Origin of the sequence: Scandinavium manionii (assembly GCF_024764775.1) — a bacterium.
GTDB classification, from domain to species: domain Bacteria; phylum Pseudomonadota; class Gammaproteobacteria; order Enterobacterales; family Enterobacteriaceae; genus Scandinavium; species Scandinavium manionii.
Genome location: NZ_JALIGC010000038.1, coordinates 81840 through 96129, shown reverse-complemented (window position 1 = coordinate 96129; position 14290 = coordinate 81840). Strand labels below are relative to the sequence as shown.

Here is a 14290-nt window from a genome sequence, read left to right as displayed (position 1 = left end):
GTTTTCAGTAAAATATGATCAGGGAAAATGATTGGTCAATTTAATGATCTCAGATATGTGATTTGGATCGATTTGTAAGCCCGGTCAGGAGCGGTGCTACCGGGCAAGGTCGAGGGAAGAAATTAAGCAGATTCGCCCGTAATGAGCTGGGGGGTTATGTCGAGGGACTCGGGCAACATGTCCTGCAACAGGGTCATCATCTGGCGAATAACCTGTTGTCCTAACACATTATTCTGATGATCGACGGTGGTCAGGCGCGGAATATAATATTCGCTGCCGGGGAAGTATTCACAGCTGGCGACGGCGATATCGTCCGGCACGTTCAGGCCGTTGTCTTTGAGCGCACGAATGGCACCCATCGCCACACGGTCGTTGATCGCCAGTAACGCCTGGGGTAGGGCGCGCCCGGATTTCAGCAGGCGAGAAATGGCCTCATAACCATGCTGGGAGTAGAAGTTGGTTTCGATGATATGCGCGTTGTCCGCGTCGATCTCAGCCTGTCGCAGGGTGTCGCGGAAGGCGCTGACGCGCTGGCCGGTCATGTAGACGCCCGGCGAACCGCCGATAAACGCGATGTCGCGATGGCCTTTTTCCAGCAGATATTTGGTGACCATCTTCACGCAGTTCACCTGATCGCGCTGCAGGCAGGTGTAGTCGTAATGTGCCAGCTTACGGCCCACGACAATGACCGGCAGGGTGGCGATAAGCTTCTGTAAACCATCGAGATAGCCTTCGGGGATTTTCAGGTAGTCGATATTGCCGCCGAGGATAATTACCCCGTCGAGCTGGCTGTCGATGATGCTGCTGAAAATCTGATCTTCGGCAATCACCTGACTTGAATCAGTGCGCTTGTTGGCGGATTGCGTATCGAACAGCACGATTTTGTAGCCTGCCTGCAAACAGGCTTTTTCAATCTGTTCGACCAGAGTGGCAAAGTATGGGCTGGTGATGTCGGAAACCACAACGGCCAGCGTCATGCTCTTGCGGGAGATCATGCTGCGGGCCATCAGGTTCGGGCTGAAATTGTGATCGTCGATGACCTTCTGCACTTTCTCGCGCGTCTTGTCAGACACCCAGCTGTTGTTGTTCAGCACCCGTGAAACAGTCGCGATGGAGACGTTCGCCAGTTCGGCAATGTCTTTGATCGTCAGGTTCTTTTTCATCGGTCGCACGCATCCTTTTGTCGGCTGTTACCGCTGGATGGTACCTCTTTTTGGACAGGGGAGAAACGCTCTGTACCCGCAATGAGGTACAGAGCGTGAAAGGATTAAGCGCGGACGGCTTTAGCCCCTTTCTGTTTAACCATGTAGCCAATGCCCAGAATCACAATCCACACCGGGATCAGATACACGGAGATGGCCATGCCCGGCGTCATCAGCATGATGACCAGCACCGCAGCAACGGTAAACAGGCAAATCCAGTTCCCCAGCGGATAGAACAGGGCAGGGAAGCGCGTGGTGACGCCCTGCTGTTTCTTCGCGCGGCGGAATTTGATGTGCGCCAGGCTAATCATCGCCCAGTTAATTACCAGAGCAGAAACCACCAGTGCCATCAGCAGGCCAAATGCGGATTCCGGCGCCAGGTAGTTGATCAGCACGCACAGCGCGGTGAACAGTGCAGAAACCAGAATGGTGTTAACCGGCACGCCACGTTTGTCGACTTTAGACAGCGCTTTCGGGGCGTTGCCCTGCTGCGCCAGGCCGAACAGCATACGGCTGTTACAGTATACGCAGCTGTTGTACACCGACAGCGCGGCGGTCAGTACCACCACGTTCAGGGCGTTAGCCACGAAGGTGTCGCCGAGTTCGTGGAAGATAAGCACGAACGGGCTGGTGTCTGAAGTCACACGCGTCCACGGCAGTAGCGACAGCAGAACCGCCAGCGAGCCCACATAGAAAATCAGGATACGGTAGATAACCTGGTTGGTGGCTTTCGGGATGCTTTTCTGCGGATCATCGGCTTCAGCAGCGGTTATGCCGACCAGTTCCAGGCCGCCGAAGGAGAACATGATGATCGCCATCATCATCACCAGCCCGTGTATGCCGTGCGGCAGGAAACCTCCCTGATCCCACAGATTACGTACGGTAGCCTGCGGGCCACCGTTGCCGCTGAACAGCAGCCAGCCGCCGAACAGGATCATCGCCACAACCGCGACGACTTTGATGATGGCAAACCAGAACTCCATCTCACCGAACACTTTAACGTTGGTCAGGTTGACGGCGTTGATCACCACGAAGAACACCGCAGCAGACGCCCAGGTTGGGATTTCAGGCCACCAGAACTGGATGTATTTCCCGACCGCCGTCAGCTCGGCCATTGCGACCAGCACGTACAGCACCCAGTAGTTCCAGCCGGAGGCGAAACCGGCAAAGTTGCCCCAGTACTTATAGGCAAAGTGGCTGAAAGAACCGGCAACCGGCTCTTCTACCACCATTTCACCTAACTGACGCATGATCAGAAAGGCCACAAAACCTGCTATCGCATAGCCGAGAATAATCCCCGGTCCTGCGGATTGAATAACGGAGGCGCTGCCCAGAAACAGGCCCGTTCCGATAGCTCCACCCAGCGCGATCAGCTGAATGTGGCGGTTTTTAAGGCCGCGCTTCAGCTGATCGCCTTGCTGTTGACCTTCCATCATGAAAACCTCGTGTGTGGTTGATTTTTCTACACTTTTATAAGAACTCAGGTTCTAAGCGCGTGTCGTTATGAACTTTCCATATTCTGTACATTATTTTTTACAGGGCAGAGATCTGAAAGTTATTCAGGTGTCTTCCGCAGTTGGGAGAATAGTGGTAAGTGCGACTGAATGCACCTGCTTTATGAAGGGGTGATGACGAGTTGCATAAAAAGAAAGCAAATGTAAATGCGGGAAGGGAGTCGATCGGCCGTTTGATATTCAGAAATTGCCGGGAGAACATGAATTTTCATGCATTTTTTGTGGTGTTGAATCGCTTCAGGCTGCACATTTTTTCGTTTCTGCCTGGTTAAATCTCCTCCTTTATAGGTAAACGCGACATTTTTGCAAAGTTACATTTCTGAAACGTGTCTTCTGTAAGGTTGTTAAAATGTGCCGGGTTTACTGATTTCAATCAAAACCTGTATGGACAGAAGGTGAATACTTTGTTACTTTAGCGTCACGAACTATGAATTGGTAAGACCAATTGACTCCGGGTAAAATGGCTTGAGACAGGGAACCATGGCCTACAGCAAAATCCGCCAACCAAAATTATCCGATGTGATTGAGCAGCAGCTGGAGTTTTTGATTCTTGAGGGGACGCTGCGCCCCGGTGAAAAACTTCCGCCTGAACGCGAACTGGCAAAACAGTTCGACGTGTCCCGTCCCTCTCTGCGTGAGGCGATTCAACGTCTCGAAGCGAAGGGCCTTCTGCTTCGTCGCCAGGGCGGCGGTACCTTTGTTCAAAGTAGCCTTTGGCAGAGCTTCAGCGATCCGCTGGTAGAATTGCTCTCCGACCACCCTGAATCCCAATTTGATCTGCTGGAAACCCGCCACGCACTGGAAGGTATTGCCGCGTACTATGCTGCGTTACGCAGTAACGAAGAAGATCGTACGCGCATCCGCGAGCTGCATCGCGCGATTGAAGTCGCTCAGCAGTCTGGCGATCTTGATGCCGAATCCAGCGCTGTCGTCCAGTATCAAATTGCCGTCACCGAAGCCGCCCATAATGTGGTCTTACTCCATCTGCTACGCTGCATGGAACCAATGCTCGCGCAGAACGTTCGACAGAACTTTGAATTGCTGTATGCCAGCCGGGAAATGCTTCCGCTGGTCAGCAGCCATCGCACTCGTGTTTTCGAGGCGATAATGGCCAGAGAGCCGGAGCAAGCGCGAGAAGCTTCGCACCGTCACCTGGCCTTCATTGAGGAAATCTTGCTGGACCGCAGCCGTGAGCAAAGTCGTCGAGACCGCTCGCTTCGCCGCCTACAGCAACGGAAGGACTAGCAACACCTGATTTTTATGCGCCAGTATTTAGAGCGCGGCAACTAAACGCAGAACCTGTCTTATTGCGCTTTTGCACAGCGAAAACGCAATGGGACAGGTTCCAGACAAATCAACGTTATTAGATAGATAAGGAATACCCCCCATGTCAGACCGTTTGCAAAATGACGTGGATCCGATCGAAACTCGCGACTGGCTACAGGCGATCGAATCGGTCATCCGTGAAGAAGGTGTTGAGCGCGCTCAGTATCTGATTGATCAGCTGCTTTCCGAAGCCCGCAAAGGCGGCGTGAGCGTGGCAGCTGGAGCCGGGGCAAGCAATTATGTGAATACAATTGCCGTTGAAGATGAGCCGGAATATCCGGGCGATCTGGATCTGGAACGCCGCATTCGTTCAGCTATCCGCTGGAACGCGATCATGACCGTTCTGCGCGCATCCAAAAAAGATCTGGAACTGGGTGGCCACATGTCCTCCTTCCAGTCTTCTGCGACCATTTATGAAGTGTGCTACAACCACTTCTTCCGTGCACGCAACGAGCAAGATGGCGGCGACCTGGTGTACTTCCAGGGCCACATCTCTCCAGGCGTTTACGCACGTGCATTCCTTGAAGGTCGTCTGACCGAAGAGCAGATGAACAACTTCCGTCAGGAAGTTCACGGTAACGGTCTCTCTTCTTACCCGCATCCAAAACTGATGCCAGAATTCTGGCAGTTCCCGACCGTATCCATGGGTCTGGGCCCAATTGGTGCTATCTACCAGGCTAAATTCCTGAAATATCTGGAACACCGTGGCCTGAAAGATACCTCTAAGCAGACCGTTTATGCCTTCCTGGGCGACGGCGAGATGGATGAACCAGAATCCAAGGGTGCTATCACCATTGCAACCCGCGACAAGCTGGACAACCTGTGCTTCATCATCAACTGTAACCTCCAGCGTCTGGATGGCCCGGTCACCGGTAACGGCAAAATCGTTAACGAACTGGAAGGCATCTTCAGCGGTGCTGGCTGGAACGTAGTGAAAGTCATGTGGGGCGGTCGTTGGGATGAGCTGCTGCGTAAAGACACCAGCGGTAAGCTGATTCAGCTGATGAACGAAACCGTTGATGGCGACTACCAGACCTTCAAATCCAAAAACGGCGCTTACGTACGTGAGCACTTCTTCGGTAAATATCCTGAAACTGCCGCACTGGTTGCAGACTGGACTGATGAGCAGATCTGGGCGTTGAACCGTGGTGGTCACGATCCGAAGAAAGTCTACGCTGCACTGAAAAACGCGCAGGACACCAAAGGTAAAGCGACTGTCATCCTTGCACATACCGTTAAAGGTTATGGCATGGGTGAAACTGCCGAAGGCAAAAACATCGCTCACCAGGTGAAGAAAATGAACATGGACGGCGTTCGTTACGTCCGTGACCGTTTCAACGTACCCGTTACCGATGCTGACATCGAAAAACTGCCGTACGTCACCTTCGCTGAAGGTTCTGAAGAACACACCTACCTGCACGCACAGCGTCAGAAGCTGCATGGCTACCTGCCAAGCCGCCAGGTGAACTTCTCCGAGAAACTGGAAATGCCTGCGCTGGCAGACTTCTCTCAGCTGCTGGAAGAGCAGAACAAAGAGATTTCGACCACCATCGCTTTCGTTCGTGCCCTGAACGTGATGTTGAAGAACCCGTCTATCAAAGAGCGTCTGGTTCCGATTCTCGCCGATGAAGCGCGTACCTTCGGTATGGAAGGTCTGTTCCGTCAGATTGGTATCTACAGCTCCAACGGCCAGCAGTACACCCCGCAGGACCGTGAGCAGGTAGCGTATTACAAAGAAGACGAGAAAGGTCAGATCCTGCAGGAAGGTATCAACGAACTGGGTGCAGGCGCATCCTGGCTGGCGGCTGCGACGTCTTACAGCACCAACAATCTGCCAATGATCCCGTTCTACATCTACTACTCCATGTTCGGTTTCCAGCGTATCGGCGACCTGTGCTGGCAGGCAGGCGATCAGCAGGCTCGTGGCTTCCTGGTCGGCGGGACTTCCGGTCGTACCACCCTGAACGGTGAAGGTCTACAGCACGAAGATGGTCACAGCCATATTCAGTCTCTGACTATCCCGAACTGTATCTCTTATGACCCGTCTTACGCGTACGAAGTTGCTGTCATCATGCATGACGGCCTGGTTCGCATGTACGGTGAAGCGCAAGAGAACGTGTTCTATTACATCACCACCCTGAACGAAAACTACCACATGCCGGCGATGCCGGAAGGTGCCGAGGAAGGTATCCGTAAAGGTATCTACAAACTTGAAACCGTTGCGGGTAACAAAGGTAAAGTTCAGCTGCTGGGCTCCGGTTCTATCCTGCGTCACGTTCGTGAAGCAGCGCAGATCCTGGCCAACGACTACGGCGTGGGCTCTGACGTGTACTCCGTCACCTCCTTCACCGAACTGGCCCGTGACGGTCAGGACTGTGAGCGCTGGAACATGCTGCACCCGATGGAAACTCCGCGCGTTCCGTACATCGCTCAGGTGATGAACGACGCACCGGCAGTGGCATCGACTGACTATATGAAACTGTTTGCTGAACAGGTTCGTACTTATGTACCGGCTGATGATTACCGCGTACTGGGTACCGACGGCTTTGGTCGTTCTGACAGCCGTGAAAACCTGCGTCACCACTTTGAAGTTGATGCTTCTTATGTGGTTGTTGCAGCCCTGGGCGAACTGGCCAAACGTGGTGAAATCGACAAGAAAGTGGTAGCGGAAGCGATCACCAAGTTCAACATCGATGCAGATAAAGTTAACCCGCGTCTGGCGTAAGAGGTAAGAAAATAATGGCTATCGAAATCAATGTGCCGGACATCGGGGCTGATGAAGTTGAAATCACCGAGATCCTGGTCAAACCAGGCGACAAAGTTGAAGTTGAACAGTCGCTGATCACCGTGGAAGGCGACAAAGCCTCTATGGAAGTTCCGTCTCCGCAGGCTGGCATCGTCAAAGAGATCAAAGTCTCTGTCGGTGACAAAACCGAGACCGGTAAACTGATCATGATTTTCGATTCCGCCGACGGTGCAGCAGCTGCTGCACCTGCTCAGGCAGAAGAGAATAAAGACGCGGCACCTGCTGCTGCCCCAGCTGCGGCTGCGGCAAAAGACGTTAACGTGCCGGATATCGGCGGCGACGAAGTTGAAGTCACCGAAATCCTGGTCAAAGTGGGCGACACCGTTGCCGCTGAACAGTCCCTGATCACCGTTGAAGGCGACAAAGCCTCAATGGAAGTTCCGGCCCCGTTCGCAGGCACAGTGAAAGAGATCAAAATCAACACCGGCGACAAAGTGTCTACCGGCTCGCTGATTATGGTCTTCGACGTAGCGGGTGAAGCACCTGCTGCCGCTCCGGCACAGTCTGCAGCTCCGGCTGCGGCAGCAGCACCTGCTGCGACTGGCGCAAAAGACGTTAACGTACCGGACATCGGCGGTGACGAAGTTGAAGTGACCGAAGTGATGGTAAAAGTGGGCGATAAAGTTGCCGCTGAACAGTCACTGATCACCGTAGAAGGTGACAAGGCTTCAATGGAAGTTCCGGCCCCATTCGCAGGTACCGTAAAAGAAATCAAAATCAGCACCGGTGACAAAGTGTCTACCGGCTCTCTGATCATGGTCTTCGAAGTGGAAGGCGCTGCACCGGCTGCGGCTCCAGCTTCAGCACCAGCGGCCGCCGCTCCGGCACCCGCTAAAGCAGCACCTGCAGCGGCCCCGGCTACGAAAGCAGAAGGCAAATCAGAGTTCGCTGAGAACGACGCGTACGTTCACGCGACTCCGCTGATCCGCCGTCTGGCACGCGAATTCGGCGTGAACCTGGCGAAAGTGAAAGGCAGCGGTCGTAAAGGTCGTATCCTGCGCGAAGACGTTCAGGCTTACGTGAAAGACGCGGTGAAACGCGCTGAGTCAGCACCTGCTGCCGCAACCGGTGGTGGTCTGCCAGGCATGCTGCCATGGCCGAAAGTGGACTTCAGCAAGTTCGGCGAAATCGAAGAAGTGGAAATGGGCCGCATCCAGAAAATCTCTGGTGCTAACCTGAGCCGTAACTGGGTGATGATCCCGCACGTTACCCACTTCGACAAAACCGATATCACCGATCTGGAAGCGTTCCGTAAACAGCAGAACGAAGAAGCGGCTAAGCGCAAGCTGGACGTGAAGTTCACCCCTGTGGTGTTCATCATGAAAGCGGTTGCGACTGCACTTGAGCAGATGCCACGCTTCAACAGCTCTCTGTCTGAAGACGGCCAGAAACTGACACTGAAGAAATACATCAACGTCGGCGTAGCGGTTGATACCCCGAACGGCCTCGTTGTTCCGGTCTTCAAAGACGTGAACAAGAAGAGCATCACCGAACTGTCTCGCGAACTGATGGCTATCTCCAAGAAAGCCCGTGATGGCAAGTTGACCGCTGGCGAAATGCAGGGCGGTTGTTTCACCATCTCCAGCCTCGGCGGGATCGGGACGACTCACTTCGCGCCAATCGTGAATGCGCCAGAAGTGGCCATCCTCGGTGTCTCCAAGTCGGCGATGGAGCCGGTGTGGAACGGTAAAGAGTTCGTACCGCGTCTGATGATGCCTATGTCTCTTTCCTTCGACCACCGTGTCATCGACGGTGCTGATGGTGCTCGCTTCATTACCATCATCAACAACACCCTGGCTGACATTCGCCGCCTGGTGATGTAAGCGAAAAAGCCGGCCAATCGGCCGGCTTTTTTCTGGTAATCTCATTACGCACCATGAGGTTATCGTCGCAAAAAGACAATTCGTTTGCCGTTTGTTGTTTCAAAATTGTTAACAATTTTGTAAAATACGGGCGGATAGAACATCCCGGTGGCAATGGGCGAAGTAAGACCAGGGATCGTCGGGAATAAATAACAGAGGTCATGATGAGTACTGAAATCAAAACTCAGGTCGTCGTACTTGGGGCAGGCCCGGCAGGTTACTCCGCTGCCTTCCGTTGCGCTGATTTAGGTCTGGAAACCGTCATCGTCGAGCGTTACAGCACCCTCGGTGGTGTTTGTCTGAACGTCGGCTGTATCCCTTCTAAAGCGCTGCTGCACGTCGCGAAAGTTATCGAAGAAGCGAAAGCGCTGGCTGAACACGGTATCGTCTTCGGTGAGCCGAAAACCGATATCGACAAAATTCGTACCTGGAAAGAAAAAGTTATCACTCAACTGACCGGTGGCCTCGCTGGCATGGCCAAAGGCCGTAAAGTGAAAGTGGTAAACGGTCTGGGTAAATTCACCGGTGCGAACACGCTGGAAGTGGAAGGCGAAAACGGCAAAACCGTTATCAACTTCGACAACGCTATCATCGCGGCGGGTTCCCGTCCGATCGAACTGCCGTTCATTCCGCATGAAGATCCGCGCGTGTGGGATTCCACCGACGCCCTGGAACTGAAAACCGTACCAAAACGCCTGCTGGTTATGGGCGGCGGCATCATCGGTCTGGAAATGGGTACGGTGTATCATTCTCTGGGTTCAGAGATTGACGTGGTTGAAATGTTCGACCAGGTTATCCCGGCTGCCGATAAAGATGTTGTTAAAGTCTTCACCAAGCGCATCAGCAAGAAATTCAACCTGATGCTGGAAACCAAAGTGACTGCCGTTGAAGCGAAAGAAGACGGTATTTACGTTTCCATGGAAGGCAAAAAAGCGCCTGCTGAAGCACAGCGTTATGACGCCGTGCTGGTCGCTATCGGCCGTGTGCCGAACGGTAAAAACCTCGACGCGGGCAAAGCTGGCGTGGAAGTGGACGACCGTGGTTTCATCCGTGTCGACAAGCAGCTGCGTACTAACGTCCCTCACATCTTTGCTATCGGCGATATCGTCGGTCAGCCAATGCTGGCACACAAAGGTGTTCACGAAGGCCACGTTGCCGCTGAAGTTATCGCGGGCATGAAGCACTACTTCGATCCGAAAGTGATCCCATCTATCGCCTACACTGAGCCAGAAGTTGCCTGGGTTGGTCTGACTGAGAAAGAAGCGAAAGAGAAAGGCATAAGCTACGAAACGTCCACCTTCCCGTGGGCAGCTTCTGGCCGTGCTATCGCTTCCGATTGCGCAGACGGTATGACCAAACTGATTTTCGACAAAGAAACTCACCGTGTTATCGGTGGTGCGATTGTCGGTACTAACGGCGGCGAGCTGCTGGGTGAAATCGGTCTGGCTATCGAAATGGGCTGTGATGCAGAAGACATCGCTCTGACCATCCACGCTCACCCGACTCTGCACGAGTCCGTTGGTCTGGCGGCAGAAGTGTTCGAAGGTAGCATTACCGACCTGCCGAACCCGAAAGCGAAAAAGAAATAAGATTTCTGAATGTAAGAAGCGGCCTGCGGGCCGCTTTTTTTATTTCTGCGCAAAGCCAGACGGGGCATAGCGAAGCGGTAAGTCATTTATTTATAAACATTTCTGCGTAAATATCTGTGCACATCTGTTCATTACTCTGAAAATAATCACGGTGTAAACTTATAGCGTAAAAACTATAGCGAGGTGCTCCATGAAAACTTTTCTGACTACTGCTGTCTTGGCCACAACTCTGTTTTCTGGTCTGGCGCTGGCTGACGATCCGGTAATCCCGTGGGCGGACAACAGCGGTGGTACTGAAACCACCCATATTGCCAACATGGGTCAAAACCTGAATGCCCAGCATCAGGCTATCTCCAAAACCCAGGAAGGCGTTTGGGCTGCAAACTCCGGCAGCATTAAAGCCGATGAAAATGCGCTGACCAGCACACGTCCTGCCGTGGTCGCACAGCCTGGCCTGATGCCACATCAGGGCTAAATTACTGCTTAGCGGGCGATAAAAAAGCAGAAGGATGTTTTCACATTCTTCTGCTTCAGTGTTCTGATCGACCAGATGTTTTACAACTTCATGTTATCCAGTGCCGCTTGCGCACAGGCTTCGTCCAGATTGCCACCCGGCGCACCGCCGATACCGATAGCGCCAATCACCTCATCGCCGTCTTTGACCGGTAAACCACCGGCCAGCAACAGCAGGCCCGGGATATCCTTTAAGTTCTGCGCGCCCGCATTGCTTTGCGCTGCTTCCATGACTTTGCCGCTGGCTTTTTTCATGGTCAGGGCGGTGAAGGCTTTCATTTCACTGGCCTTCACGGTGTGCGGCCCGGCGTTGTCGGTTCGCTGTACGGCTTTCACCACACCCGCTCTGTCGACCACGGTAACCGTCACCTGATAATTCTTCGCGCTGCAGGCGCTGATGGCTTCCTGCGCCAGGCTGTTGGCCTGCGTCAGGGAGATGTTTTTCTGGCTCAGGGGGGCAGCCTGAGCCGCGGCAGAGACTAAACCGGCCATCAGGGCGGTGGAGATGATGAGTTTTTTCATTGCGGGCTTCCTCTTTGTCGTGTTCAGCCATGCTAACAAGGCAAAGCAGAAAGCGTAATTCGGGGGAATACGGGGCTGTCCTGGTAATTATACGTAGTCCAGTTTGTCGTGTTCGCGAATAGCCTGCACCAGACTGCTGACGCCGAGCTTGCTGAAAATAGCCGCCCGGTGCGCTTCGACTGTGCGGGTTGAGAGCGCCAGGCGCACCGCGACCTCTTTGTTGCTGGCTCCGGTCATCAACTCATGCAACACGTCCGTTTCTCTGGCGGTGAGCAGGGCGAAGAGCGCTTTGGCACGAGTGTGTTCCCGCCATCCGCGTTGGCGTTTTTCGCTTTCGGCAAACGCCAGATGAACCGTCTCGATGAGCAGATCGGCGTCCAGCGGCTTGGTGAAAAACTCAAACACGCCGTGATGAAACGCCCGACGGCAAGCGTCGATTGAGCCGTGGCCAGTCATCATCACCACTGGCAGCAGCGGGTGCGACGCGCTGTGTTTTTCGATCCACGCCAGCCCACTTTGGCCCGGCATCCGCATATCCAGCAGCAGACAGCCGGTTAACATGCTTTCCGGCTTGCAGGCCGCACTAAAGGCGTCAATGGCGTCGAAGCACTGCGTTGACCACTGCAGGGTCGAGAACAGAAAAGAGAGCGATTCGCGAATCGACGCGTCGTCGTCCACCACGTAGATAATGTTTTCCATCGATAGTTACGTCTCTCTGATAAACCACAAACTGATTTCGGCCCCGCCGTCCGGAGTATTCGCCAGCTGAATATTGCCATTCATTCGCGTCATCAGCGATTCTGTGAGCGTCAGTCCCAAACCTAATCCGCCTTCGCGTTCGCTGAACAGCGGCATTAGCGCCAGCTTAAGCGCCTCCGGGCTAAAGCCGGGACCACCGTCGGCGATAGTCACCTTGACCCGATCGCCAACCGCAGCGCTGGCAATATGCACCCAACCACGTCCGCTTGCCATCTGGGCCTGAATGGCGTTGTTGAGCAAATTATGCAGCACCTGTTCCAGCCAAAGACGATCGGCCTGGATTATCCGCGCGCTGAAATCATGGGTGAGGCGAATGTGTTTTGAGCCAGGCTCGTGTTCAAGCAGATTGCCGACTCGCTGCCAGCTGTGCTCCAGGTTGACCCTGGTCATCGCGACCGCTTCCTGGGTCAGATGTGCGCGAAAACGGGTAAGTAACTCGCTTATTCGCTGAGTCTGAGTCAGCGCCGAGCGCATGGCGTGGAGCGCTTCCGCGTTGTGCCCCTGATCCAGCTGGCGCATTCCGCCCTGGATCCACATTTGGGTCGCCGTCAGTGGTTGGTTAATTTCATGCACCACGCCGGCGGCCATTTCACCGAGCGTGTTGAGCCGCGCGTGCTGATAAAAATCTGCGCGCTGGCGATCGGTACGTTGTTGTTCACGGCCCCACAAAAGCAGCATTATCATGCCGATAACCATAGTCCAGGCGGCGACGATCAGGAAATACGGTAAACGCGCCACGCCGAGCCAGTCAGGGTTCGCGCTGGCCTGCAAAATGAACGGCTGAAAGTGCTGCGGGAACTGCCGTGTCCAGTGCCAGCGATATTTCCCTTGGGCTGGCGGGACGCGTAGGCTGAGCTGAATATCGGCAAAGCGTGAGTCGGTTTGCAGCAGCGGCGCGAGATTGATTTGCACCCGAATCTGGCGATAAGGGTTATACAGCCAGTAGCTCATCGGCGAAAGCATTTCGACGCGCAGCGCATTCAACGGGCGCTGAACGGTTTTTTCCAGCACCTGAATTTGCGGGAATTTTTGCTGTAGCAGCGAAAGCGATTCATCATCGTTGAGAATGGGAATGACCGATTCATTTTGCGTGAGGGCGGTACTGATGGTACTGAACAATCCGTTGAATGCGCGATCGCACGCCCAATACTGACGGCGGATCTGCTCTGCATACAGCAGAGCGCTGCTCAGCAGGCAGGCTATGAGCCAGATAAGCACTCCTCGTTGAAGATACGCGCGTTTAGTTGTCATTCTGCATCCGAAAAATCCCGCCACTGATGATGACTAGTATCACAGAGAGCAAGGCGGCTCGTCAGCAGGATAGTGAAATGTGCGCGAGTTCACGCGATTGGGCGGGGGGTAATGAAAAAGGGCCCGCCTGATGCGAGCCCTTCGGTGTTTACTGATTAATTTCCTGCCACGGTTTTTCCGGCGCGAACAGGCTGATCGCCTGCGCTTTGCTGGTTGACTCCTCACCCAGATTGGCCTGCCAGACTTGATCGTTCTGATCTATCATAAAACTCATGATCCCCGTCTCGCCAAAGGCCACCGGCCAGGCAATAAGGGCAAAGCCTTGTTTATCCTTATCGGGGATCATGCGGAAACGATAGCCATGATAGCCTTCACCCGGCACCGCCGGACTGTAGGCCGGGCCTAATGGGCTGGGTTCATCGCCTGGCTGAGTCGGCCAGTACAGCCCATCTTTTTTACCTTCACTGCTGGTAAATTTCTGGGCGTACACCTGGAAGCGCTGATGGTAATCATTTTGCGCATCCACATAGGCATGCATCGCCTGGATCGCCGCCAGCTCGTTGCGACCGATTTCGCGGGTCTGAATTTCGTCTTCCGCCTGCGCCATGTCAAAGTGCCAGCCTTCTGCGGTTTTCAGCATCGGGATGGGCAGTTGCCACTCCTCACGCCCAACGTTCAGATACGCGGTAGCGCCCTGTTCAACAATCTTGTGGCCGACTTTCCAGTCCCGCAGGAAACGCGCGACTGCCTGCGGATCAGCCCCTTCCGGCGGCAGGTATTGCTGCCAGTTTTCACCGAGCAGGTCGTTAAGCGCCGCCTCGTTCTGGTTGGAGATTGCTTCTACCAGCGCTGAGGAGGCTTTGTCCGGCGAGTCAAAATGCTGTTGGGCGAGGGCGGGCAGAGCAAACAGCATCAGCCAGCCAGACATCATCAGTTTTTTCATAGC

General features: G+C 54.1%; 11 protein-coding genes. 5 read left to right on the top strand and 6 right to left on the bottom strand.

Features of this window, described 5'->3' with window-relative positions:
- Nucleotides 1-122 precede the first annotated feature (122 nt).
- Together MUU51_RS12350 and aroP are read right to left on the bottom strand one after the other, a co-directional pair.
- A complete protein-coding gene (locus MUU51_RS12350; RefSeq protein WP_159771019.1) occupies nt 123-1163 on the bottom strand; it encodes a LacI family DNA-binding transcriptional regulator in 1041 nt (346 codons plus the stop codon).
- 104 nt (nt 1164-1267) lie between these two features.
- A complete protein-coding gene (aroP, locus tag MUU51_RS12345) occupies nt 1268-2638 on the bottom strand; it encodes an aromatic amino acid transporter AroP (RefSeq protein WP_200849677.1) in 1371 nt (456 codons plus the stop codon).
- A gap of 558 nt (nt 2639-3196) precedes the next feature.
- Between aroP and pdhR the strand changes: the two genes are divergently transcribed.
- The 5 genes from pdhR to MUU51_RS12320 all read left to right on the top strand — a co-directional run bounded on the left by pdhR (nt 3197) and on the right by MUU51_RS12320 (nt 10774).
- Nucleotides 3197-3961: a pyruvate dehydrogenase complex transcriptional repressor PdhR gene (gene pdhR, locus MUU51_RS12340; protein WP_110510788.1), complete on the top strand. Its 765-nt coding sequence runs from the start codon at nt 3197-3199 to the stop codon at nt 3959-3961.
- Nucleotides 3962-4103: 142 nt separating this feature from the next.
- Complete coding sequence (gene aceE / locus MUU51_RS12335; RefSeq protein WP_159771016.1) at nt 4104-6767, top strand: pyruvate dehydrogenase (acetyl-transferring), homodimeric type; 2664 nt, start codon at nt 4104-4106, stop codon at nt 6765-6767.
- A gap of 14 nt (nt 6768-6781) precedes the next feature.
- Nucleotides 6782-8671 (top strand): pyruvate dehydrogenase complex dihydrolipoyllysine-residue acetyltransferase, encoded by a 1890-nt coding sequence (aceF, locus tag MUU51_RS12330; protein ID WP_258967846.1) that lies wholly within the window; start codon nt 6782-6784, stop codon nt 8669-8671.
- Between the two features lie 203 nt (nt 8672-8874).
- Nucleotides 8875-10299 carry a dihydrolipoyl dehydrogenase gene (gene lpdA / locus MUU51_RS12325; protein ID WP_159761264.1) on the top strand — a complete coding sequence of 475 codons (1425 nt, stop codon included), beginning with the start codon at nt 8875-8877 and terminating at the stop codon, nt 10297-10299.
- Between the two features lie 190 nt (nt 10300-10489).
- A complete protein-coding gene (locus MUU51_RS12320) occupies nt 10490-10774 on the top strand; it encodes a hypothetical protein (RefSeq protein ID WP_159771010.1) in 285 nt (94 codons plus the stop codon).
- An 80-nt stretch (nt 10775-10854) separates the two neighbouring features.
- Here the strand turns inward: MUU51_RS12320 and MUU51_RS12315 are convergent, their stop codons facing one another.
- The 4 genes from MUU51_RS12315 to MUU51_RS12300 form a co-directional block, all read right to left on the bottom strand.
- Nucleotides 10855-11334: a GlcG/HbpS family heme-binding protein gene (locus tag MUU51_RS12315; protein WP_258967845.1), complete on the bottom strand. Its 480-nt coding sequence runs from the start codon at nt 11332-11334 to the stop codon at nt 10855-10857.
- 87 nt (nt 11335-11421) lie between these two features.
- Complete coding sequence (locus tag MUU51_RS12310; protein ID WP_159771004.1) at nt 11422-12033, bottom strand: response regulator transcription factor; 612 nt, start codon at nt 12031-12033, stop codon at nt 11422-11424.
- Between the two features lie 6 nt (nt 12034-12039).
- Entirely contained in the window at nt 12040-13344 is a 1305-nt protein-coding gene (locus tag MUU51_RS12305; RefSeq protein ID WP_159771001.1) for a sensor histidine kinase, read from the bottom strand.
- Between the two features lie 148 nt (nt 13345-13492).
- Entirely contained in the window at nt 13493-14287 is a 795-nt protein-coding gene (locus MUU51_RS12300) for a DUF2950 family protein (RefSeq protein ID WP_258967844.1), read from the bottom strand.
- Nucleotides 14288-14290: the final 3 nt, after the last annotated feature.